Raw genomic sequence first — 22,948 nt, 5'->3', positions numbered from 1 at the left:
CGCGGCCGGAGGCACCCGCGTGCGCGTCGGGTGCCTCCGGCCGCCGCCGGTCCTAGTGCGACAGCAGGTGGTGCGATTCGCGGATCTTGGCCCAGGACTTGGGTTGCGCGGGTGGGGCGGCCTTGCGGGCGGCGGTGGCCACGTCGGGTCGGCCGGCGGTGAACAGCCAGGTGGTGAAGAGGTCGTCCAGGTCCAGCCCGGAGATTTGCTCGGCCAGGGCCTGGAACTGTTCGATGGTGCCGTTGCCGTACCGGTGCTCGGCGGTCCAGGCCGGCAGGATCTCGAAGAACGCGTCGTCGCCGACGGCCAACCGCAGCTGGTGCAGGGTCATCGCACCCCGGTCGTAGACGGCGTTGTCGAAGACCCGACCGGCGCCCGGGTCGCCGGGCAGCACCTGCCAGAACTCGTCGTCGGCCGGGTAACTGGCGTAGGTGAAGTCGAAGACCTCCTGCGCGGTGCCCTCACCCTGCTCCTCCGACCAGAGCCACTCGGCGTACGACGCGAAGCCCTCGTTGAGCCAGATGTTGCGCCATTCGGCCACCGAGACCGAGTCGCCGAACCACTGGTGGGCGTTCTCGTGCGCCACCACGTACGTGTTGGCGCCGCGTCGCCAGAAGCCCGGCCCGTACACCGGTCGGGTCTGCGTCTCCAGGGCGAAGGTGATGCCGTCCACCGGCCCGGCCACGCCGCCCTGCGCCTCGAACGGGTACGGCCCGAAGATGCCGCTCTCCCAGTCGACGATCTCGCCGGTCCGCTCGATGCTGGCCCGCGCGGCCGGCCCGAGCGCGCCCAGTGAGGTGCTGTACGCGTTGATCACCGGCTGACCGCCCGGGGTGGTGTCGGTGACGATGTCGTACTGGCCGATGGCCATGAAGGCCAGGTAGGTGGCCGTGGGGGAGGTGGTCCGCCAGATCCACCGGGTGCGGTTACCGGCCTCGGCGATCGGCGGGCGCGGCTGCACGCCGTTGCTGATCACCTCGACGCCGGTCGGCACCGACACCGAGATGTCGAAGGTGGCCTTGTCCAGCGGGTGGTCGTTGCTCGGGAACCACCACCACGCCGACTCGGGCTCGTTGACGGCGAGGGCGCCGTCGTCGGTACGCGTCCAGCCGGTGTAGCCGTCGACCAGGGCCTCCGACGGGACGCCGGTGTAACGGACGACGATGGTCAGCTGCTGGCCCCGGGTGACCGTGCGGGCCGGGGTGACCACCAACTCGTGCGCACCGGCCGTGCTGGTGCTCGCCGCCCACCCGTTGACCCGGACCGACTCGACGTCGAGCAGGAAGTCCAGATTGAACGTCGAGAGGTCCTGGGTGGCGGTGGCGAGGATCGTGGTGGTGCCGGTGAGTAGGTCGGTGGCCGGCTCGTAGCGCAGCCGGACGTCGTAGTGCTCGACGTCGTAGCCGCCGTTGCCGTAGTCGGGGAAGTAGCTGTCGCCCAGTCCGGGCGCGCCGGGTTGCGGCGCGGCGGTGACGACGGGACGGCCCCAGGTCGCCGGGGCGGCCTGGCCGGGGGTGCCGGCGAGCATGGTGCCGGCAGTGGTGAGGGTCAGGGCGGTGGTGGCCGCCGTGAGGACTCGTCGCACGGGGTGGGACTCCCTCCGTTGGGTGTTCGCCACGTCAACCTAATCGACAACTGTGAACGTCGCCGGCCCGCCACACCTAGGATCGGTCGATGGCTGCTCTGGCGTGCCTTGCGCCGCAAGGTCACACTGTGTGGATCGGAGGTGACGCGTGCGGCGGTCGGAGGTGCCCAAGCGGGAGTTGATCGGTCAGCGGCAGTCCTCCGGTGGCCGGGAGCGGCTACCGGACGGTGGGTTGGAGTTCTTCGCGCTGCTCGCCCGGTTGCTGCGGCGACCCCGCCGGGGTGACCGTCGGCTGCCGCTGCTGTGGCTGGTCCGCTCCGACACCGCGGATCTGATGGTGCCGCTGCGCCGGTTCCTCGGCCAGGGGCCCCGGCGGCGGGTTCCGCACGCCGTGCTGGACGCCGACGTGCCGCCCGGTGCCGGGGACGTGCCGGCGCTGCTGCGCGAGCTGCACCGGCAGCTCTCCCTGGAGGCGTTCGGCGCCGCCCGGCTGCGCTTCCGCCACTATCCGCTCGCCGACTGGCTGATGCAGCAGAGCCTGAGCTTCGGCGTCGACGCCGACGACAGCCGCGCCGCCCTGGTCCGCCGACTACGCGACCGCAAGGGCCCGCGTACGCCGGAGGCGCCACCCTCCGGCGGTGACGCGGTCAGCATCGTGTCGCAGGTGCTGCTCTGGCTGATCCGCCGCGCCGTGCCGGGGGTGGTCTTCCGGGCCGCCGTGTCCGGGCGGGTGCCGGTGCTGGGGCGGCACTACAACTGGTTCATGCGCCAGCAGTACCTGGCGCCCCGGCAGTCGGTCACCTTCCTCGGCTTCGCCGAGCGCCTCACCGCGGGCTGGCGCGACGGGGAGCAACCCGACCAGGTCAACAAGCTGCTGCTGCACGCGTTCCTGGAGGACCTGCGGCAGGCGTACCGGCGTCGGCCGTGGCGTCCGTCGGACTGGCGGCGCACCGCGTACCCGGCGCTGCTGCTCGATCACGTCGCACCCGGCAACGTCGGCGGGGAACTGGTCCGCCTGATCGGCGACGTGCGCACCGAGACCGGCCGCAACGACCCGCTGCTCATCGTCGCGTCCGGCGGGCAACCCCCACCGGACCTGCCCGAACCGCACCCGTTGACCGAAGCCGACGAGGCGTACGACGAGTGGGTCGAGGCGCTGCCGGAGATGCGACGGCTGCGCCGCCCGGCCACCTGGCTGGTGGCGCTGCGACCCGACGACACCGACACCGGCCCACCGTCGCGTGGCGGGCTGCGGCCGTTCTCCGCGCCCGACCCGCCGTGGTGGTCGCGGCGTTTCCTGCCGGCGGCGCTCTGTCTGGTGTTGGTGGCGGCGCTCGGGGTCTGGGTGGCCAGCCGGTGGGGGCCGGGCTGTCACCCCTCGCTCACCGGTCAGGTCTCGGTCGAGGTGGCCGCGAGCGGCGAGTGTGTCGGCTACAGCGACAGCGCCGCGCAGGTGTTCAACAACGACCCTGGCCAGGACCGGCTGCGCACCGTCCAGCGGCGCATCTTCGCGCAGAACCGCGCCGCCGAGGAGGTCTGGCAACGCAGCGACCGACGCCGGCCCTTCCTCACCCTGGTCTACCTCGGCACGCTGACCGGCAACCGGACCCGCGCGGACGAGGAGTCGTACGTCTCCGAGCGCGAGGAGCTCGAGGGCATGGCCACCGCCCAGTACGCGTTGCTGAAGGAGTCGGCGGGCGCCGACGGGGCCGCGTTGCTGCGGATCGTGGTGGCCAACGGCGGCCGACAGATGATCTACGCCGACCGGGCCGTGGCGATGCTGGCCGAGCTGGCCCGCGACGACCCCACGGTGCTCGGGGTGGTCGGGCTGGTGGAGAGCCGCACCAGCACCGCCCGCGCGCTGCGTGAGCTGAACCAGGTCGGGCTGCCGGTGCTGGCGCCCACCCTCTCCGCCGACAAGATGGACGCCAACTCCCGCCTCTACCTGCAGATCTCCGCGCCGAACACGGACCAGGTGAAGCTGATCGACGCGTACGCCCAGCAGGTGCTGAAGGTCAAGGAGGCGCACGTCTTCTACACCACACTGGAGGGCAGTTCGCTCACCGAGGACCTCTACGTGGGCACCCTCGTCGACGGGCTCCGACAACGGTTCGGCACCCGGATCACCCGCCTCGACGAGTGGCGCACCGGGCAGCGGCTGACCGACGAGTGCGGCTACCCCGGTCTGCTCTTCTACGCGGGCCGATGGTCGGAGTTCGACGGTTTCCTGCGGGCGCTGCGCGAGTGCGGCGGCAACCCGCCCCGACACCTCGTCGCCGACGACTCGGCCAACCGCTACATGGCCAACCCGGGGCTGCGCGCCGCCGCGCCCGGCAACCTGCCCGTCACGTACGTATCGAAGGCGTCCCTGGCCACCTGTGCCGCGCTGCGGGCCGCCCAGGACCGGCGCGACGCCGCGCGGGCCAGCTTCCTGGCCTGGATCCAGGCCGACGACCTGCTCGACCCGCCGCGCTGCCGGCCTGGGTCCGAGGAGCAGGTCGGCGAAAGGGTCAGCCTCGCCTACGACGCGGCGATGATGCTGGTTCGGGCGGTGGAGAGCCTCGCCGCCCGGCTGCACCACGCCGACCCGCGGCAGCGCTGGGAGCCGGATTCGGTCAACCCGGTCGCCGTGCACGCGGAGGTGCTGCGGCAGAACACCGGTCAGGGCTACCCGGGGGTGGCCGGGCTGATCCGGTTCACGCCCGACTCGGGGGAGCCGGTCGACAAACGACTGGCCCTGATGCGGGTCGAGCAGGTGCCCGACGTGGCGAGGGCGCCGGTGGAGGTGTTCCGCTGCGGGCTGGCGGACGTCTCCGGCCCGGCGGCGTGCGGCCCCGCCTGACCGGGCCGGCGTGACACGTCCTCGCAGGACTGTCCGGGTGCCACCGGTGTCCGTTAGGGTTCCTGGGACCAGGCGGCCGTCGGCGTTGGGGGCAGAGGGTGGGCAGGCTCGCGTCGGCGTACGGGCAGGCGGTCAACTCCCACCGGGCGGCTCGGGCGCATCTGGACACCGCCCGCGGCGTCCTGGGCGCGGCGCCGGTCGCCACCGCGCCGGTCGGCGGCGACGACCTGGTGGCCCGCCTCGCCCGCCTGGGTGGCGCCCTGGCCACGCCCGCGCCGGGCGTCACGCCGCTGACCGACGAGCCGGCCGCGGTGCGGATCGGCGAGGCGTCCACCTCGGACGGCGGCTTCCCGGTGCTCGTCCCGCTCGGCGGCGGCCACCACCTGGCCCTGGACGCCGACGCCCGGGACCCGCAGGTCGCCGGGCTGCTGCGGGCGCTGGTGCTGCGGCTGGTCGCCACCGCGCCGCCCGGTCGGGTCCGCGTCGCCGGCATCGACACCGCCGCGCTCGGCGCCACCTTCGGCCCGTTGCGCCCACTGCTCGACGCCGGTGTGCTCGACCCGCCGGCCACCGGTGAGGCCGAGGTGGCCGCGCTGCTGGACGCCGCCGAACAGCACGCCCGCGCCGCACAGCACGCGCTGCCCGCCGCCCGACGGCTGCTGGTGGTGGTCGCCACCGCCGCGCCGCCGCCGCGTGAGCTGGCCCGGCTCGCCGCGCTCACCCACGCCGGCCCGGCCGCCGCCGTGTGCGTGCTGCTCGCCGGCCACCCGTCCCGGCTGCCCGGCGAGACCCCGCCGCCGCTGGGCGGCACCACCGAGGTGCGGCTGCACCAGGGGTACGCGCACGTCGGCGACCCGCCCGGCACCCCGTTCAGCGTCGACGGCAGTGGCCTCGCCGCACCCGTGCTGCTCGACGGCGACCCACCGCCCGCCTCGGTCCGGGCGCTCGCCGAGCACCTCGGCACCGCCACCCGCCGCGCCGACGCGTTGCCCTTCACCGACCTGCTGCCCGAGCGGCGCTGGGCCGAGTCCGCCGGCAACGGTCTCCGCACGGTGATCGGTCGAGCCGGCGGCACCGCGGCCCTCGGCACCCCGCTGACGCTCGCCTTCGACGACGCCACCCCGCACTGGCTCGTCGGCGGGCGTACCGGCGCCGGCAAGACCGTGTTCCTCCTCGACGTCCTCTACGGGCTGGCCGCCCGCTACTCGCCGGCCGAGTTGCAGCTCTACCTGCTCGACTTCAAGGAGGGCGTGAGCTTCACCGAGTTCGTGCCCACCGGCCGGGACCCGTCCTGGCTGCCGCACGCCCGCGCCGTCGGCATCGAGTCCGACCGCGAATACGGTCTCGCGGTGCTGCGCGAGCTTCGTCGCGAGGCGCAGCGTCGGGCCACCGCGCTCAAACGGCACGGCGTCACCAAGCTCGCCGACCTGCCCCGGGACAATCCGCTGCCGCGCATCGTGACGGTCATCGACGAGTTCCACGTGCTGCTCGCCGGCAACGACACGCTGGCCCGCGAATCCGTCGACCTGCTGGAGGATCTGGCCCGCAAGGGCCGCTCGTACGGCATCCACCTGGTGCTCGCCAGCCAGAGCATGACCGGCATCGAAGCCCTCTACGGGCGGGCCGAGGCGATCTTCGGGCAGTTCGCGTTGCGGGTGGCGCTGCCCGGCGGTGGCGGGGTGCTCGATCAGCTCAACGACTCCGCCGCGGCCCTGCCGGTCGGCTCCGCCGTGGTCAACACCGCCGCCGGCGCGGTCGGCGCCGACACCGTGCTGCGTTTTCCCGACGCGCACGCCGCCGCGGCGGACCTCGCCGCGCTACGCCACGAACTGTGGCAGTCCCGCCCGCCGGGCTCGCGGGCACCCGCCGTCTTCAAGGGGTACGAAGCCGCGCGGATCGAGGACGACCCCACGTTCGCCGGGTTGCGCCCCGGTGGTCGACGCCCGATGGCCCTGGTCGGTCGAACCGTCGACGTGCACGGCACCACCGCGCTGTTCCTGATGGACACCACCCCGGGGCGGCACCTCGCCGTGGTGGGCACCGCACCGACCGGCGCGGACGTGCTGCGCGCCGCGACACTCAGCCTGGCCCGCCAGCACACCCCCGGTGACGCGCGGTTCCACCTGGCCTGTCTGGTCACCGTCGCCGAACCGGTCGCCGACGACACCGAGTCGACGCTGCGGGACGCCGGCCACCCGGTGCAGCGCCTCGACGCCGCCGGGCTGCGCGACCGGATCGCCGCGCTGGCCGCCGAGCCGAACGGCCGCGAATACCTGGTGGTGTTCGGCATGGACGCCGCAGCGCCGATCCTCGGGGCCGCCGACCCCGACACGTTCCGCTCCGGCCTGGACGACCTGCGCACCGTCCTGCGGCAGGGCCCCGGGCAGGGGGTGTACCTGCTCGGTTGGTGGCGTGGGCTCCGTCGCCTCGCCGACGACCTCGGCGGCACCCAGAACCGCGACGACGTCGCCTGCCTGGTCGCGCTCAACGTGCCCGGCGCCGAGCTGGCGATGCACCTGGGCGCGCACGACCTGACCTACACGCCCCGCGCCGACCGGGCGCTGCTGATCGACCGGCACGACCAGCGCACCCGGCTGATCGTCCCGTTCGTCGGCGACGGGCACGAACCGGACGGGGAGCGCTGACAGTGTCCTTCGAGGAGTACGCGGCACTGGCCCGACAACTCTCCGAGCAGCGCCGCGCCGGGGAGCAGCACGCCGCCACCGAATCGGCGCGTCGCCGCGACCTGCACGCCGCCGTCGACTACCTCCAGCAGCGGCTGACCGCCCAGGGGCAGCGCCTCGACCAGCTCGGCCGAGCCATCGGCATCGACCAGCCAGCTCCGGCCCCTCCTCCCACCGGAGCCGGATCGGGGGACGGGGAACCCGCCGGCGCAGCCGGCGCGCCGGGGCGGGCGGGGGTCGGGGCGTACCCCCAACTGCCGGCGGGGGAGGCGCGGCTGGCGCTGCCGACGGCGGTGAGCCCGGCGGGCGGTGTGGTGCCGACGCAGCGCGCGGCGGCGGCCGACCCGGCGGTGGAGTTGGAGTTGGCCCGGCGGATGGCCGATGAGGCCGACCGGCACGGACAGCAGGCGGAGCTGCTGGCGCAGCGGCCGGCGTTGCTGCCGACCTGGTCACCGCTGGCCCGGGCGGTCGCCGTCTACGCCGCGTGCGGCGCCGCGGCGGGCGTGCTCGTGTTGATCCTGGTGCTCGCCTCCGGGGTCGGTCTGGTGGACGGGTTCACCCTCGGCGCGTGGATCTGCGCGGGGTTGCCGGCGGTGGCGTTCTTCGCTGGGTACCTGGTGCTGGGGCGTTGGGGGAGACCCGCCATGGTCGCCGGCACCCCGCCGCGTTACCTGCCGCTCGGATTCCTGATCTGCTTCCTGTTGGTGCCGATGGCCTACTGCGCCTACCTGCTGCTGGTCCGCGGCCTGCGCTGACAGCCGCGTCTAGTCCAGGTGGTAGATGAGTTTGCCGGTGTCGCTGAACTGCTGCGTGGCGTCGCTGTTTGAGAGGCTGAAGACGCGGCAGGCAAAGCCGTCGACGGGTCGCCCGGCTGACGCTTCGGCGTAGTACCAGACCTGACCCACCCGGGCCGTGAACGTGCGACTGCTTCGGGCCGGCACCTCGACAGCGGGGTGTGGCGTGCACTGGGCGTCGAAGAGCCACAGCACGTACGGCTCACTGGCCGCCGAGGCGGTGCCACGCACCCTGTCCCCCCACCGGCCCTCCGGGATGTCCCGTTCAAAGTGGGCCACCGCCTCGTGGCCCTTCGTCTCGGCGATGCACGCGCGGCCGAGCTGCGCCAACGATTGCGGGGCCGGTCCGGGAGCGTCCGGTGTCGGCGGCGACGACGACCGGAGGCTGCCGAGAACGCTCTGCACACCACCGGTCGCGATGGAGACGACGAGCAGGAGGGCGAGCAGCCCGAGCAGCCCACCGGACAGCCCAACGGCCCAGGCCAGGTGGCCAGCACCGGCGGATCTCGTGCCTGCCTTCTGAGCCGTCAAGCCGCGTCACCCTCTCCGCCATCTGTTCGGCCCCGGCCGGGTGGACAGGGAGGTCAGAACCACTCCGCTGTCCGTGCGTGGACGTGCCGAGTCTATGAGGCCCCGCGCTCGGGCATTGTCCCCGAACTCGCGATGGTGGTCCGGACCCAGCCCGTCCACAGTGCCCTCCCGTCCCGGCGCCCGCCGCCGGTCATGATCCACTCGGTTCCAATGAAGTCGGGGTGTCCGTGCCACCGGGATACCCCGACTTCAGCTATCTCGTGTTGATCTTGGACTGGCTTGGGGTCGATCGGACTCGACTGGTGCGCCTACCCGCTGGCGATCCGCGCCGCGCGTCGTGTCGCCTGCGGCCTGTGCGGCGGCGACGAGGATCTCGTCGAGTTCGCGGTCGGTGAGACCCTCGTCTTCGAGCAGGCCGAGCAGCAGCACCGTCCGCGCGACGATCGCCGCCACGTCGTGGGGCACAGGCGGACGCTCACCGAGCGCCGCCCACACCAGCGCCTCGGCGAGCACCGGGTCGACGTCGCGCCCGGTCGCGTCGTAGCGTTCCCGAGCGGACGCCACGAACCGGATCACCGGTGCGCGATCCTGCCCCGCGACGAACCGCCGCCGTACCGCCACCAACAGCGCACCGGCGAGCAGATCCGCGTACCGCTGCCAGTCCGGCTCGGCGAATCGGCCCAGCCGCCGTTCGTGGCCGCGCAGCCGCCCGGTCAGCAGACCGCGTAACGCCGCGTGCGGGTCGGTCACCATCGTCGCTCCCTGATCATCGTGAGTGCTCTCCGGTGTGCGCGTGGTTTGGTCAGTCGGTGCCGCCTGGTCACCAGAGCGCTCGCCGTCTGACAGCCGCGAGAGATCACTTCGACGCTGCTGGCAGTGCTGGCCCTGTCGTGGGCGGCGTCGTGGTCGTGGCCGGTGGTCTGGTCGGCGTCGCGGTGACTGACGGGCCGGGGCGGCGAGGGTGGTGTCCCCGGCTCTCCGTCAGGCGCCGCCACCGTTTGGTCGATCAGGGCCGCCATCGAGCGCTCGATCCGGCAACCGCCGATCGCGAGCCGGGCGACGACCAGGTCCAACCGGGAGATCGCCGCCGCGAAATGCCGGGCCGCGACCACGTCCGCCACCTCCCGGGTACGCCGTAGCCGGTCCTCGGTCGCGCCCAACCGCCAGCGGACGCGGGCGGCCAGCGCGGCGGCCCGGTCCGCGTCGATCCGAGCAGCGTGCAGACCGGCGAACAACTCCCCGATCGAGCCTGCCGGTGAGTGCCGATCGGCGGCCAGGCCGGCGTAGACCAGGCTCAGCGCGCGCCAGCACTCCGTGACCGCGTCCTGCCAAGGCAACCGCCGGCCGGGTTGGCCTGTCCCGTGCAACTGTGCGCCCGCTCGATCGGCAGCGGAAATGGTCGCCAGCCAGGCGGCCCGTAGATCCTCCACCGCATCTGGGCTCATTCGCCCGCCTCGGCACTGGACTTGACCAGGAGAGCGAAGCGCACGTCGGTGCAGGGGTAGTCGACGCCGCACTCGCAGAGCCAGCGTCGGACCACGCGGGGCGGATGGGCGAACAGGACGTCGTCGGCGTCCTCGACGTCCTGTTCGGACACGAGGCGATGCCGTTGCTCGGGTAGGGCTGGGGCTGGTGGATCGGTGGGGGATTCGTCGGGTCGATCGGGCATCGAGGGCTCCCGTCGGGTCGTCTCCTAGCTGCTCACGGCTCTTGCCTCGGGGCGGCGTGCGGGCACGCCCCCGGCACGCCCGGTCGAACGGGGGGACCGACCGACCGGGCGCTTCCTGCGAGGTGGGAACGAACCAGCTCCGGGTTGCAGACCAGGGAGCCGGTCGATTCGAACTTTGCCACACTAGTCTGTACAAGTCAACGACAGACTAGTCCGTTCTTGTACTGACTAGTTGGGTGTGATCAAATGGCGGTGCAGACCAGGGAGACGACATGCCCGCCAAGCCCAAATGGGCGCAGCTCGCGGACCATATCCGAGAGCAGATCGCGTCCGGTGAACTCGCCCCAGGTGACAAGCTGCCATCCACCTCCCAGCTTCGTGTTGAGCACGGTGTCTCGGCTGGCGTGGTGCGGCAGGCGATTCTCGTCCTACAAACCCAAGGCCTCGTCGAAGGCGTTCACGGGCTGGGTGTCTTCGTCGCCGAGCACTGAGCAGATACGGTCCCCTTACGTGGCTCGAATTTGGGGAATCTGTTGCCGTCGTCGTGCCGAGAGTGCGATCACGCGGTCGCGCTGCGTGCGCGAATCTCGTACGCTCCCATGTGGTCTCTGCCGGTGTGCTGGTGGAGGCGATGGTCGATCACGGGGAGGTGCGCGTGAGCGCAGCACAGATCATCGCGAGGTTGGCGGCGGCGTCGCAAAAGCTGGACGAGGCGAAGGCCAAGACCGCAGCGGCAGCACAGGACGCGGCCGAGGCGCGGGCGCTCGTCGCCGGTGCGCTGGAGGGCGTGGCCGCCGGCCCGTTGGTCGGCATGATCGATTCGTATCGTCAGGCGCTGGCGCAGGCGTCTCAGGGTGGCGACCCGGCCAAGCAGCACGTGCAGGAGACGATCGCCAAGGTTCGAGCGCTGGGAAACTGACCACGGGTGGTGGCAGCGCAACCCGCCAGCCACCCGCGGCAGCAAGCGTCACCTTGCGACCTGCGATCCCAAGCCACGTGACAGCCGCTACGCCCACCGCCAGCGGTTTGTCTTCTGCGTTCCGAGATCGAAGTGCGGCCGAGGCGCCGAGCCCGACGCGCAGGGAGCGAGTGAGCCCTGAGGCCATCGCTCTTGGCGGTTCTTTTGCTTCGACGGCCTGGGCGACGTTCGTCGAGTTTCTGCCGCTCGTACCCAAGGCCATCGGCGGCGTTCTGATAGCAGGTGTGGCGACGGCGGGGGCCTACAAGGCATGGCAGGCTAAGCGTCGACAACAGGGGAGTGGCGATGAACATCGATGACCGCACGGAACAACGCGTTCGAGACACCCTTCACTGGGTGGTAAAACGTGACCTGAACAGGTTTGATGCGGCACTCAAGTCGTTCCCCGATGAGGATGCGCAGAAGGCGGCTCTTGCGCTGGTGGTCGCAGTCTCAGGCTTCGTGCTTATCGATCTGCACGGTGCGAGGCCCACACCCCAACAGGTCGATGTGCTGGCTGAGGAGATCGGCCGGATGGAGGCGTGGGCACCCGTCAGCGCGGATGAAGTAGCTACGTTCATGAACGCTGTCCTCGCGGGTCGGTCGTTGACCGAGCGGCTCACGCCCGACGACGTTGTAGTCTTGGCTTTCGTCGTTGCGGGGAGCCTGCTTGCGGCACGACCACTGCCTGAGGGCCAGTGGTGGTTCAACTACCTGGACAAGGTGGAGGCGGCCATTGAGGCAGCGGGGTGACCGGCGTGCCTGAGCCGGTCGGCCGGAACGGTGGCGAGCTGGATGGCTTCCGCATCGGCTATCTGCCGCCCGCCGTCGGCGACCTGGTTTCGGACTTCGCCTCCGAGTGGGAGGGCGTCAGTCTCGCCACCCGCGTCTGGGAGCGCCAAGTCGAGGACGGCCACCGAGTCGATCTGCGGGTACATGTGCTCCGGGGCGACCGGCTGGGCACCCTTGTCGACCTACGCGACTTCCTGGCCGAGTATCACGAGCGCGATAACGCTGACTCGGCACTCACGACTTTCAGCACGGCGAGTATCCCGGCCTCCTCGGTGCAGCCGAGGCGCTCTGGCTGGCCGCGCCTGGTGTGGCCATCAACGTGCTGGTCGATCCGGAGCGGTTCACCGCGGATGACTTGCGGGCCATCACGCAGGAAATTGCGGCAGCTGCCACAGATCCGCCAGACCGCCGGACTTAGGCGATCCGCTCGTCCGTTCGGGTCCGCAACTGCTCGACAGGGACGAGCGCGAAAGCACGAAGGCACGCTCACGCACGAGAACTAAAACAAGCACCGAAGCCCGGTGGAGGCGTCCTGTGTAATCCGCCCAGCCGCAGCTGGTCAGGTTTGCTGCTGTCGGAAATCTGTCACCGCGCGTGGTGCGGGCGGTGCAAGCCGGTGAACTTCCCTATTCTGACGTGTTCACCGCAGGCTAGCTACGTGGAGTGTCGTGGATCCTCGACAGGTACGACGTCTGGCAGAGCAATCCGCCAACTTCGGGTTCCTCAAGGAACACCCGCTACTGGTCTGGTACGGCGCGGGCGCTGAGCTGCTCGTCTATGTCGACGCGCAGGCTGCGATGTTCAAGATCCGTGCCTTCGGCGACGAAATGGCCAAGGATCTGGTTAGGCGCACCGGCGCGAAGCCGCAGAAGAACGACTTCTACCACCGGGTTCAGGCTCTGTATGGCGACGGCACGCTCGTGGCCGAGACTTACCACGCGTTCGACCGTCTCCGGGATCAGGGCAACAAGGCCGTACACGATCACCTGGGTGAGGTGCGCGCGGCGCTGGACATGCTGCGGACCTGCTTCGAGCTGGGGGTCTGGTTCCACCGGGCGCTGACCGGCGACCGCACTCCGCTCGGCTTCGTGCCACCGTCCCCGCCGCCGCAGCAAGTGTCGCAGAGCATCGCCGAGGGGCTCCAGGCCGAGATTCAGCGCTACAAGGACGAACTGGCGCAGACCAAGCTCTTGTTGGAGGGCAAGGCGTCGCTGGCGCAGGCCCAGGCGGATGCGATGGTCGCCGCAGATCGCGCCGTTCGCGATGCCGACGCTCGCCGCGATCAGGCCGCTGCCTTGGTAGCGAGTCTCACGTCGGCGGCCGAGGCTGAGCAGGCGGCGCAGGACAGCAAGGCTACTGCCAAGGTCTCGGCCGCTCGGCGCGAGGACTTCATCGCCCGCGCCCGTCGTGCCTCCCACGAACCGCTGAACGAGATCCAGACTCGAGTCGAGATCGACAAGCAGTTGGGCGCGGCCGGCTGGATCGTCCAGGACGAGAGTCAGATCAATCTCTGGGCCGGCACTGGCATCGCCGTGCGGGAAGTGACCCTGGCGACTGGCCGGGCCGACTACCTGCTCTACGTCAACCAGCGGCTGGTCGGCGTGATCGAGGCCAAGCGGGAGGGCACCGCGCCGCGTGGTGTCGAGGCGCAGCTCGACCGCTACCTCAAAGGGCTCACCGCGGAGCAGAAGCTCGCCGCATGGCGCCGGGACGATCCGCTGCCCTTCGGCTACGTCGCCACGGGCACCGAGACCGCCTTCGTCAACCGGCTTGACCCGTTCCCGCGTACCCGTGAGGTCTTTGCCTTCCACCGGCCCGAGACGTTCGCGCGGTGGATGCGGGAGGCCGACGACGACCGGTCGGCACCGACGTTGCGGGCTCGGCTGCGGCGGATGCCGGCGCTGGACCGGCTCGGTCTGAGGCCCGCCCAGGTGGACGCGGTCGACGGGCTGGAACGATCCCTCGCCGAGGACCATCCGCGGTCCCTGATCCAGATGGCCACCGGTGCCGGCAAGACGTTCACCGCGGTCACCAGTAGCTACCGGCTGCTGAAGCACGCCCGCGCCGCGCGGATCCTGTTTCTGGTCGATCGCAACAACCTCGGCAAGCAGACCCTGCGGGAGTACGCGGGCTACCAGACCCCGGACGACGGGCGGAAGTTCACCGAGTTGTACAACGTCGACCGGCTCTCCGGTGCCGGGATGCTCGACTCGTCGAACGTGGTCATCTCCACCATTCAGCGGCTCTACGGCGCGTTGCGCGGCGACGAGTTGCCGGACGTGGATCTCGATGACCGGGCCTACGACGACTACGAGTTGGATGAGCCGGCCGAGGTCGTCTACAACCGACAGCTCCCGCCGGAAGCGTTCGACCTGATCGTTGTCGACGAGTGCCACCGTTCGATCTACGGCAAGTGGCGGGGGGTCATCGAGTACTTCGACGCGTTCGTGGTCGGGCTGACCGCCACGCCGGTCAAGCAGACGCTGGGCTTTTTCCAGCAGAACCTGGTCTCCGAGTACACCTACGAGCAGGCGGTCGCCGACGGCGTCAACGTCAGCTTCGATGTGTACCGGATCAAGACGGAGATCACCGAGAACGGCGCAGACATCGAGGCCGGCACCGTCGTGCCGCTGCGCGACCGTCGTACCCGGGCCGAGCGTTACCAGGAGTTGGAGGACGATTTCACGTACGGCGGCAGTCAGGTCGGCCGGTCGGTGATCTCAAAGGGGCAGCTGAGGCTGGTGCTGGAGACGTTCCGGGAGCGGCTATTCACCGAGATCTTCCCCAGTCGGTCGACCGTGCCCAAGACGCTGATCTTCGCGAGGGACGACAACCACGCCGAGGAGATCGTGCAGATGGTCCGGCTCGTCTTCGGGCGGGGCAACGACTTCGCCGCGAAGATCACCTACGCATCCCGCAAGGTCGGCGACAACCCGGACACTCTCATCCAGGCATTCCGCAACAGCCCGGAGCTGCGCATCGCGGTGACCGTCGACATGATCGCCACCGGCACCGACGTCCGGCCTCTGGAGTGTGTGTTCTTCCTCCGGCCGGTTCGCAGCGCTACTTACTTCGAGCAGATGAAGGGTCGCGGTGCCCGCACCATCGACGCGGCGGAGTTCCAGGCCGTCACGCCCGACGCCGAGGTCAAGGACCGGTTCGTCATTGTGGATGCGGTGGGCGTCACCGAAGCGGACCTGGACGAGGCGGTGCCCCTGCAACGGCACACCGAACGGCAGATCTCGCTGCGCGACCTGCTAAAGAAGGCCGGCACGCTGACCGCCGACGCGGACGAGGTAGCTACGCTCGCCGCCCGGCTGGCCCGGTTGGAGCAGCAGCTGACCGACGACGAGCGCGCCGAACTGGCCGACCTCGCCGACCAGCCGCTGACCGGCATCGTGCGGGGCCTGGTCGACGCGGTCGCCCCCGAACAGCTCAATCCAGCCAAGGAAGCTGGCCCGGACGCCGTACGCGACCTGCTGGCCGGCGCGCTGCGCCCACTCGCCGCTAACCCGGCGCTGCGCGAGCGCATCCTGGAGATCCGGCGGGCGCATGACATCACCATTGACGAGGTGAACGCCGACAAGCTGATCTCGGCGGCCGGCGTGCCAGCCGAGGAACGCGCCCAGGTGACCGTGAAGAGCTGGCACGACTATCTGGAGGAGCACCGCGACGAGATCACGGCGTTGCAGGTCTTCTTCGAGGGGAGGGGGCGAGTCGGGTACGACCAACTCAAGGAGTTGGCGGCGCGGATTGCCCGTCCGCCGCAGGCTTGGACGCCCGAGTCGCTGTGGAAGTCGTACGTGCTGCTTGGCCGGACTGCGGAGGCACCAGGCAGCAGGGGAGTGACCGATCTTGTCAGCCTCATCCGGTATGAGTTGGGGCTCGACCAGGAACTGCGCCCGTACCGCAGTCTCGTCGAGGAGCGCTTCCGTGGGTGGCTGCTCCGGCAGGAACAGGCGGGCGCTACGTTCACTGCCGATCAGGCGTGGTGGTTGGAAAGGATCAAGGACGTGATAGCGGTCAGCGTGGAGATCACCCCGGACGACCTGGAGGGCGCGCCGTTCAGCGAGCGGGGCGGGATCGACGGGTACGCGGGCGCGTTCGGCAAGCGCGCCGAGCCGCTGCTCAACGAGCTGAACCAGGAGCTGTCCGCGTGACCCTTAATCTGACAGTAGACGAGATTATAAAAAAGGCAGAGCTGGGACGTAGTGCGGGACTTATCGCAAGACATGAGTCCTGGTCGCGTGTCCGCCTTGCGGAGATCGCGCGAGTCGAAAATGGTGCAGCTTTTTCTTCGGCCCATTTCAATAAGGTGGGCGACGGTTTGCCTTTGATTCGCATCCGTGACGTCGGCGGGGACACGCCCACGACATACTACTCGGGAGATTTTGAACCCGATTCCATTGTCCATCCCGGCGATCTGTTAATAGGAATGGATGGCGATTTCCGGGCTGCTCGATGGCGTAACGGTATTGGTCTCCTGAACCAACGAGTGTGCAGAGTTGTCGTCACGAATGAGGGTAGCTATGACCCCAATTTCTTGGCGTTTGTTCTTCAGGGCTATCTCGATAGCATCTGGCTGGAGACTTCCTCGGTGACGGTCAAGCACCTTTCGTCACGCACTGTGGAGGATATCCCGCTACCCCTCCCTCCGCGGGCGGAGCAGCGCCGAATCGTGGCTGCCCTTGAAGACCACCTTTCGCGATTAGGTGTGGCAACTCAAGAGTTGGTGAGCGGCAAGGCTAGGATCGTGAAGCTTCGGCGGGCGCTTGAGGAAAAGGCAATCGCGGGGGCGCTGCTTCCTAAAGCGGCGTCGTCCGGAACCACCAAGGTTGACCTGGCGGAAATACTCGATCGGCGCGCGGATCTTGTTGGTAAGCAACGGCGACGGCCGATTGAGCCTGCCTGGCAATTATCGAACCTTCCTAATCATTGGGCCTTGGCCTCGGTCGATCAAATTACTTGGAATATTGAGTATGGCACTTCGGCAAAAGCTGGCCCTAAGGTAGATGACTCTGATGTCGCCGTGCTTAGGATGGGCAATATTCAGGGGGGTGAGATTTCGACTCGCTCGCTCAAGTATTTGCCAGCCTCGCATCCGGATATCGAATCGCTGCTGCTTGATGAGATGGATGTGCTTTTTAATCGGACCAACAGTGCGGAGCTGGTTGGAAAGTCGGCTGCCTTCAGGGGTGAGTTGAAAGCGGCGACTTTCGCCTCCTATCTGATCCGGTGTCGCCTTCTTGATGGCGTCGAGCCGAATTGGGTAGCCCTCGTGATCAATAGTTCCGTCGGCAGATTGTACGTGCGGTCAGTCATGAGTCAGCAGGTTGGTCAGGCTAATGTAAACGGAACGAAACTTGCTGCAATGCCCATACCGCTTCCGCCTCTTGACGAGCAGCGGCAGATCCTTGCCCTTCTAGCGGAATGCCTGGCAATGCTTAAAAAAATGAGTGACGCAGCGGGTATTGCTGAGCGTAAGGCGGCTCGACTCAAGGAGTCGTTACTTGCGGAGGCCTTTGCTGGGCGTCTGGTGCCGCAGGATCCCCACGACGAGCCGGCCTCGGAGTTGTTAGCACGCATCCGGGCAGAACGGGCAGCCGCACCGCCCAAGCAGACGACCCGCTCTCGGCGTACCAAAAAGAAGCTGGCGGCTCCGCCGACCAGGGTGACCGGTGACGACTATCAGCAGGAGGCACTGCCGCTGTGAGCACTGTGGATTCGCGCCGGCTGGTGCAGAAGCTCTGGAACTACTGCGACGTACTGCGTGACGACGGTGTATCGACCATCGACTACGTGGAGCAGTTGACGTTCCTGTTGTTCCTCAAGATGGCCGACGAGCGAGCCAACCGCCCGATCCGTCCCGAGCAGATCGTGCCCGAAGGGCTGAGCTGGCAGACGCTGCTCGATGCCGAGGGCGACGCCCTGGAGGTACAGTACCGGCACATCCTCACCGGCCTGGCCCGCGAGGGCGGCACGCTGGGCACCATCTTCCGTAAGGCGCAGAACAAGATCCAGGACCCGGCGAAGCTCAAGCGGTTGATCGTCGACCTGATCGACAAGGAAAAGTGGTCGCAGGCGGGCGTCGACGTCAAGGGTGACGCCTACGAGGAGTTACTGGCCAAGGGCGCCGAGGACGCCAAGTCGGGTGCGGGGCAGTACTTCACCCCGCGTGCGCTGACCGCCGCCATGGTCGACTGCATGCGGCCCACCCCCGACGACACGATCACCGATCCGGCCTGCGGCACCGGCGGCTTCCTGCTTGCCGCGTTCGACTACATCCAGCGCCACCATGGCAGTGACCTCACGCCGGACCAGCGGCGGCGGCTCGCCAACGGCGCGATCACCGGCACCGAACTGGTCGACGGCACCGCCCGACTAGCCGCGATGAACATGCTGCTGCACGGCATCGGTACCCCGAGCGGTGAATCCCTGATCGCGATCAAAGATGCGCTGGCCAAGGAACCGGACCGGCGCTACAGCCTGGTCCTCGCGAACCCGCCGTTCGGCCGCAGCTCATCAATCCGGATGATCGGCGAGGACGGCCGCTCCACCCGCGAGGAGCGGGAAATCGAGCGGAACGACTTCTGGGCCACCACCGCCAACAAGCAGCTCAACTTCGTCCAGCACATCGCCTCGTTGCTGGAGATCGACGGCCGGGCCGCGGTCGTTCTGCCGGACAACGTGCTCTTCGAGGGTGGCGCGGGCGAGACCATTCGCCGCCGGCTGCTCAAGCAGTACGACCTGCACACCATGCTTCGTCTGCCCACAGGCATCTTCTACGCTGGCGGGGTCAAGGCCAACGTGCTGTTCTTCGAACGCAAGCGGGCTCGTGAAGAGCCGTGGACCCAGAAGCTTTGGGTGTACGACTTCCGCACCAACCAGCACTTCACACTCAAGCAGAATCCGCTGCGCCGCGAGCACCTCCAAGACTTCGTCGACTGCTACCTGCCCGACAAGGATCGCGCCGAGCGGGTCGAGACCGAGCGGTTCAGGGCCTTCTCGTACGAAGAGCTAATTGCCCGAGACAAGGTGAACCTCGACATCACCTGGCTCAAGGACGCCTCTCTCGAAGACGCGGACGCAATGTTTCCGCCCGAGGTGATCGCCCAGGAGATCGTCGAAGACCTGGAGGCGGCGCTGCGCGAATTCGCCGCCATCGCGGACGCCCTGTCAACGCGTGCCGCCCAACCCCAGGACAGCTGATAAGGCCGGAGTGCTCGCAGGGATCTCCTGCGGGCACTCCGGCGGCGGTCAGCGGGTGATGCGGACCTCGTCCTCGAAGCGCGGGTAGTCGCACCCGTTCTCGCCGCACAGCTCGAAGCCTCCGGTGGCCAGCGCCACGCCTCGGTTAAAGGCGAAGCCGCCGCCCTCGGCGTAGACCCGACCGGTGACGGCCTGCGGCGCGCCGGTGCAGCTGATCGGTGCCCAGCCCGATCCGTACGCCACCCGGTTGCCCGATCGTTGGCGCAGGATCAGCTCCGCGCCGCCGGACAGGCTGGGGTCGCAGGTCACGGTGAGGGTGAGGTCCACGGCGACGCCTCGCGCGACGAGGGTCGCGGAGGTGACCTCGACGGTGCTCGCGGCGCTGGCCGGCGTGGGGATAAGAAGGGCGAACAGGGACAGCCCGAGCAGTGTGGTGGTGGTGACGATGCGGCGCACGAGGGCCCTCCTTGGCGGAGTGAGTGCTTGGCTGCGGTCACCATAGACCTCAACGGCAGTGGCCGAGATCAATCATTCGGGGGGTTTTCCTGAGGTGCGCGTTCCACGATGACGACGGGGATCTCGCGGTCGGTGCCCTTCTGGTAGCGGGCGTACGTCGGGAAGACCTTCGTCATCACCGGCCACAGCCGGACGCGTTCCTCGGCGGTGGCCGTCCGGGCCCGACCGGTGAACCGCTCGCCGCCGACCTGGATCTCCACGGTCGGGTCGGCGCTCAGGTTGAGATACCAGGCGGGGTGCCGGTGCGCGCCTCCGTTGGACGCCACCAGCAGGTGGTCGTCGCCGTCACGGCCATACATTAGGGCCGTGCGGCGCAGTGTGCCCGACCGGCGTCCGCGGGTGGTGAGGAGCAGCGAGGGTACGCCATGGAAGGTCCCGCCGTCGGCGCCGTCGGTCTCCACGTACCGCCGGATGTGCGTCGCGACCCAGCCGACCGGGCTGTCCTCGATCGTCTCGTGCTGCTTCTGCCCTGTCACGTCATCGCCTCCGTCGTCGAGTCGGCCGGGTGCCGGATGTCCGCCGAGCGGTATACCTGTGAGGTATCAATATGACTCACAGGTATACGTCGCTCAGGGGACAGTGGCCCGGACCGCGGCGCGGCGCAGCCCTCAACGCCACCAACGGAGACGCCACAAACCTAGAGCGTCAGGCGCGCGAGCGCGGTAGGCAGCACTTCTTGTACTTGATGCCGGACCCACACCAGCAGGTGTCGTTGCGGCCGGGTGGCCAGGCGGTCACGCCGGCCTCGTCGAGGCTGTCGGCGTACTCGTCGAGGGTTTCCTCGTCGGTGGGGTCGCTGCCCGCGTCCCGCGCGAAGGCCGCCAGACCGTCGACCGTGCCGGCGACCACGCCCAGGTCGGCGCCGCCCAGCCCGGACGCGTCGACGAGGGCCCGTTCGATCTGGGCGCGGTGCTCGTCCCAGGTCGACGGGTAGCTGTCGACAAGTGCTGGCCAGCGCACCAACAGCGCGTCGAACTCCGCCATCGGCCAGAACAGCAGCGTCGCCGGGCCGTCATCGAGCCCGTTGAGGGCGTGGCTGGCCGCGTCGCGCAACCGGTCGGCGAGGTTGTCGTACTCGTCGTGGGGTAGACCCTGCTCTTCGCGCAGGTCGTGCCGCTGCCGGGCCAGGCCGTAGATCATGGCGGCGGCCTCGTCCTGGGCGTCCTCGGATTCGTGCTGTTGGGTCCGGGTCCGTTCCAGGATCGCGTCCAGTGCCCCGGTGAGCCATTCCAGCGCCAGCTCGGCGTGGCCGGACTCGGCCAGCTCGTCGGTCAGGTACGTGGCCGCGGGGTCGGTCTCCAACAGCGGACGCAGTGCGGTCAGCTCGGTCATGCCCTCGTCGCTACGCCCGAGGCGCAGCAGCAGGCCGCCGCGCATCGCTCGGGCGTACGCGTTGTCGTCCGGCTGCTCGGCGACGGCGCGGGTGGCCAGCGCGAGGGCGTCGTCCAGGTCGCCGGCCTGCTCCAGGATGTCCGCGGCGACCAGCAGGGCGTACCCGATGTCGTCGGGGTTCTCGACCCGCCCCTCGTCGACCGCGCCAACCAGTTCGGCGACGAGCGCGGCCGGGTCTGGGCTATCGGGGCCCAGCGCGCCGATCTCTTCGATGCGGTCGGCGGTCAGCAAATCGGACATGGGCGCATCCTGAGGAACGACGGACAGGGAGCGGCCAGCGTACTCCTGGAAAGGCAGCAGCCCGGGCGGCGAACCGCCCGGGCTGCGCCACGTTCCGTCAGCGGGTCGCCGGCATGGTGGCGAACTCGCCGGCTAGCTCGGACTCGACGATCGTCGCGGCGGACGGCCGGCGACCGGCCGACGCCCGCCGGGCGGACGGGACGGCGAGGGCCGCGATCGCGGCGGCGAGGGCGATCGCCGTGAGGACGAGAAACCCCGTCGTGAAGCCGGCCTCCCGGGGCAGGCCGTTGGCCTGCGGGTGGGCGGTGATCACGCCGCTGACCACGGCCGCGCCGATCGCGCCGCCGATGGTGCGGATGTTGGCGTTCATGCCGGTCGCCACACCGGTCTGGCTGGCCGGCACGCTGGCGACGATCAGGTTGGCCATCGAGGCGAACGCCAGGCCGATGCCGAGACCGACCAGGCCACCGGCGACGCAGACCTCCCAGCGGGTGTCGTGCGCGGCGGCGAGCATCGCGGACGCGGCCACGTTGAACGCGGCGCCGGTGGCGAGCTGCGCCTTGGCGCTGAACACAGCCTGGAGCCGGCCGGCGACGAGGCCGCCGACGAACATCGCGACGAGCATCGGCAGCATGAGCAGACCGGCCTGGCTGATGCTCGCCCCGAAGCCGTAACCGGCGGCGGTCGGGGTCTGCACGAACTGGGGCAGGAACGCGTACACGGAGAACATCGACGCGCCGTAGAGCAGGGCGACCAGGTTGGTGGTCCAGACGCCGGGCAGGCGCATCATCCGCATGTCGATCAGCGGGTTGCTGGACCGCAGTTCGGAGACCAGCCAGCCGACCAGCAGCACCACGGCGAGCGCCAGCAGGCCGAGCACCCGGGTGGAGGTCCAACCCCAGGCCGCGCCCTGGCTGATCGGCAGCAGCAGCGCGACCAGCCAGCCGGAGAGCAGCAGGGTGGCGCGCCAGTCGATGCGCCCGGGGGTGCGGACCGGCGACTCGGGGATGAACAGGTGGGCGGCCACGGCGGTCAGCCCGACCACGACCATCGGGATCCAGAACAGCCAGCGGTAGTCCAGCGTGCTGACGATCGGGCCGGCCAGCACGATGCCCAGCCCGCCGCCGACCGCGACGATCGCCGAGATGGCGGCCACGGCGGTGGAGACCCGCGCGGCCGGGAACTCGTCGCGGATGATGCCGAACGACAGCGGGAAGACCGCGCCGCCGATGCCCTGCACGACCCGGGCGAGGATGAGGACGCCGATATTCGGCGCGATGGCGGCGAGCAGGCAGCCGAGGGCGAGCGCGGCGAGCGAGACGACAAGCATCCGCTCCTTGCCCACCATGTCGCCGACACGGCCGAGGATCGGCGTGAAGATCGACGCGCTGAGCAGGTAGGCGGTCAGGACCCAGGTCACGGTGTTCTGCGAGGTGTGCAGGTCCTGCTGGATGGTCGGCAGCACCGGGGTGATCAGCGACTGGAGCATCGCGAAGAACCCGGCACCGGCCGCGAGCACGGTGAAGGTGAGCCGACGCGAGCCGCGTCGGGAGGTCACTGCCACGAGAGGAAACTCCCTGATTACGTACGGGAAGAGGTTTGTCGCCCGTCGTCGGCGACGGGTTGTCTGTCGGGTCCGGGCGATCGGGGTGGCCAGGCGGCGATCGGGCGGGTACCGAGGTAAGCTAACCGGAGGCAGGCCTCCGGGGATTCCGGAGGGGTGCCTCCACTAAGCT

Annotated in this window: 18 protein-coding genes; 9 read left to right on the top strand and 9 right to left on the bottom strand. The window is 69.6% G+C overall.

Features of this window, described 5'->3' with window-relative positions; all coding sequences use genetic code 11:
- Positions 1–52 precede the first annotated feature (52 nt).
- Positions 53–1,585, bottom strand: coding sequence for a M1 family metallopeptidase (locus AB0J33_RS19360; protein ID WP_363615381.1), 1,533 nt, complete (start codon positions 1,583–1,585; stop codon positions 53–55).
- A 148-nt stretch (positions 1,586–1,733) separates the two neighbouring features.
- Between AB0J33_RS19360 and AB0J33_RS19355 the strand changes: the two genes are divergently transcribed.
- The 3 genes from AB0J33_RS19355 to AB0J33_RS19345 all read left to right on the top strand — a co-directional run bounded on the left by AB0J33_RS19355 (position 1,734) and on the right by AB0J33_RS19345 (position 7,866).
- On the top strand, positions 1,734–4,427 hold the full coding sequence (locus tag AB0J33_RS19355; RefSeq protein ID WP_363615379.1) for a hypothetical protein: 2,694 nt from the start codon (positions 1,734–1,736) through the stop codon (positions 4,425–4,427).
- 98 nt (positions 4,428–4,525) lie between these two features.
- Positions 4,526–7,072 (top strand): FtsK/SpoIIIE domain-containing protein, encoded by a 2,547-nt coding sequence (locus AB0J33_RS19350; RefSeq protein WP_363615377.1) that lies wholly within the window; start codon positions 4,526–4,528, stop codon positions 7,070–7,072.
- 2 nt (positions 7,073–7,074) lie between these two features.
- Positions 7,075–7,866, top strand: coding sequence for a hypothetical protein (locus AB0J33_RS19345; RefSeq protein WP_363615375.1), 792 nt, complete (start codon positions 7,075–7,077; stop codon positions 7,864–7,866).
- Positions 7,867–7,875: 9 nt separating this feature from the next.
- On the opposite strand, the gene AB0J33_RS19340 is transcribed toward AB0J33_RS19345, so the two are convergent.
- The 4 genes from AB0J33_RS19340 to AB0J33_RS19325 form a co-directional block, all read right to left on the bottom strand.
- Positions 7,876–8,436 carry a hypothetical protein gene (locus tag AB0J33_RS19340; RefSeq protein WP_363615373.1) on the bottom strand — a complete coding sequence of 187 codons (561 nt, stop codon included), beginning with the start codon at positions 8,434–8,436 and terminating at the stop codon, positions 7,876–7,878.
- Between the two features lie 249 nt (positions 8,437–8,685).
- Positions 8,686–9,189, bottom strand: coding sequence for a hypothetical protein (locus tag AB0J33_RS19335; protein WP_363615371.1), 504 nt, complete (start codon positions 9,187–9,189; stop codon positions 8,686–8,688).
- Positions 9,183–9,881, bottom strand: coding sequence for a hypothetical protein (locus AB0J33_RS19330; RefSeq protein WP_363615369.1), 699 nt, complete (start codon positions 9,879–9,881; stop codon positions 9,183–9,185). Before AB0J33_RS19330 ends, AB0J33_RS19335 begins: the two co-directional genes overlap by 7 nt.
- Positions 9,878–10,033 carry a hypothetical protein gene (locus AB0J33_RS19325; RefSeq protein WP_363615367.1) on the bottom strand — a complete coding sequence of 52 codons (156 nt, stop codon included), beginning with the start codon at positions 10,031–10,033 and terminating at the stop codon, positions 9,878–9,880. The genes AB0J33_RS19330 and AB0J33_RS19325 overlap by 4 nt, the downstream gene beginning before the upstream one ends.
- Positions 10,034–10,377: 344 nt before the next feature.
- Between AB0J33_RS19325 and AB0J33_RS19320 the strand changes: the two genes are divergently transcribed.
- From AB0J33_RS19320 to AB0J33_RS19295, 6 genes are all read left to right on the top strand, one after another.
- Positions 10,378–10,596 (top strand): winged helix-turn-helix domain-containing protein, encoded by a 219-nt coding sequence (locus AB0J33_RS19320; protein WP_363615365.1) that lies wholly within the window; start codon positions 10,378–10,380, stop codon positions 10,594–10,596.
- 110 nt (positions 10,597–10,706) lie between these two features.
- On the top strand, positions 10,707–11,024 hold the full coding sequence (locus tag AB0J33_RS19315) for a DUF6244 family protein (protein ID WP_363615363.1): 318 nt from the start codon (positions 10,707–10,709) through the stop codon (positions 11,022–11,024).
- Positions 11,025–11,369: 345 nt separating this feature from the next.
- Positions 11,370–11,816 (top strand): hypothetical protein, encoded by a 447-nt coding sequence (locus AB0J33_RS19310; protein WP_363615361.1) that lies wholly within the window; start codon positions 11,370–11,372, stop codon positions 11,814–11,816.
- A gap of 707 nt (positions 11,817–12,523) precedes the next feature.
- Positions 12,524–16,015: a DEAD/DEAH box helicase family protein gene (locus tag AB0J33_RS19305; RefSeq protein ID WP_363615359.1), complete on the top strand. Its 3,492-nt coding sequence runs from the start codon at positions 12,524–12,526 to the stop codon at positions 16,013–16,015.
- Entirely contained in the window at positions 16,012–17,568 is a 1,557-nt protein-coding gene (locus tag AB0J33_RS19300; RefSeq protein WP_363615357.1) for a restriction endonuclease subunit S, read from the top strand. Before AB0J33_RS19305 ends, AB0J33_RS19300 begins: the two co-directional genes overlap by 4 nt.
- Entirely contained in the window at positions 17,565–19,064 is a 1,500-nt protein-coding gene (locus tag AB0J33_RS19295; RefSeq protein ID WP_363615355.1) for a class I SAM-dependent DNA methyltransferase, read from the top strand. The genes AB0J33_RS19300 and AB0J33_RS19295 overlap by 4 nt, the downstream gene beginning before the upstream one ends.
- Before the next feature lie 48 nt (positions 19,065–19,112).
- Here the strand turns inward: AB0J33_RS19295 and AB0J33_RS19290 are convergent, their stop codons facing one another.
- The 4 genes from AB0J33_RS19290 to AB0J33_RS19275 form a co-directional block, all read right to left on the bottom strand.
- A complete protein-coding gene (locus tag AB0J33_RS19290) occupies positions 19,113–19,520 on the bottom strand; it encodes a hypothetical protein (protein WP_363615353.1) in 408 nt (135 codons plus the stop codon).
- A 68-nt stretch (positions 19,521–19,588) separates the two neighbouring features.
- Positions 19,589–20,056 (bottom strand): nitroreductase family deazaflavin-dependent oxidoreductase, encoded by a 468-nt coding sequence (locus tag AB0J33_RS19285; RefSeq protein ID WP_363615351.1) that lies wholly within the window; start codon positions 20,054–20,056, stop codon positions 19,589–19,591.
- A 169-nt stretch (positions 20,057–20,225) separates the two neighbouring features.
- Positions 20,226–21,212, bottom strand: coding sequence for an SEC-C domain-containing protein (locus AB0J33_RS19280; RefSeq protein WP_363615349.1), 987 nt, complete (start codon positions 21,210–21,212; stop codon positions 20,226–20,228).
- Positions 21,213–21,309: 97 nt separating this feature from the next.
- Complete coding sequence (locus AB0J33_RS19275; RefSeq protein ID WP_363615347.1) at positions 21,310–22,776, bottom strand: MFS transporter; 1,467 nt, start codon at positions 22,774–22,776, stop codon at positions 21,310–21,312.
- Positions 22,777–22,948 lie beyond the last annotated feature (172 nt).

It is taken from the genome of Micromonospora sp. NPDC049645 (genome assembly GCF_040675155.1).
In the GTDB taxonomy this organism is placed as follows: domain Bacteria; phylum Actinomycetota; class Actinomycetes; order Mycobacteriales; family Micromonosporaceae; genus Micromonospora.
The sequence above is the reverse complement of the archived record's forward strand: the minus strand, read 5'-3'. Positions and strand labels throughout refer to the sequence as shown.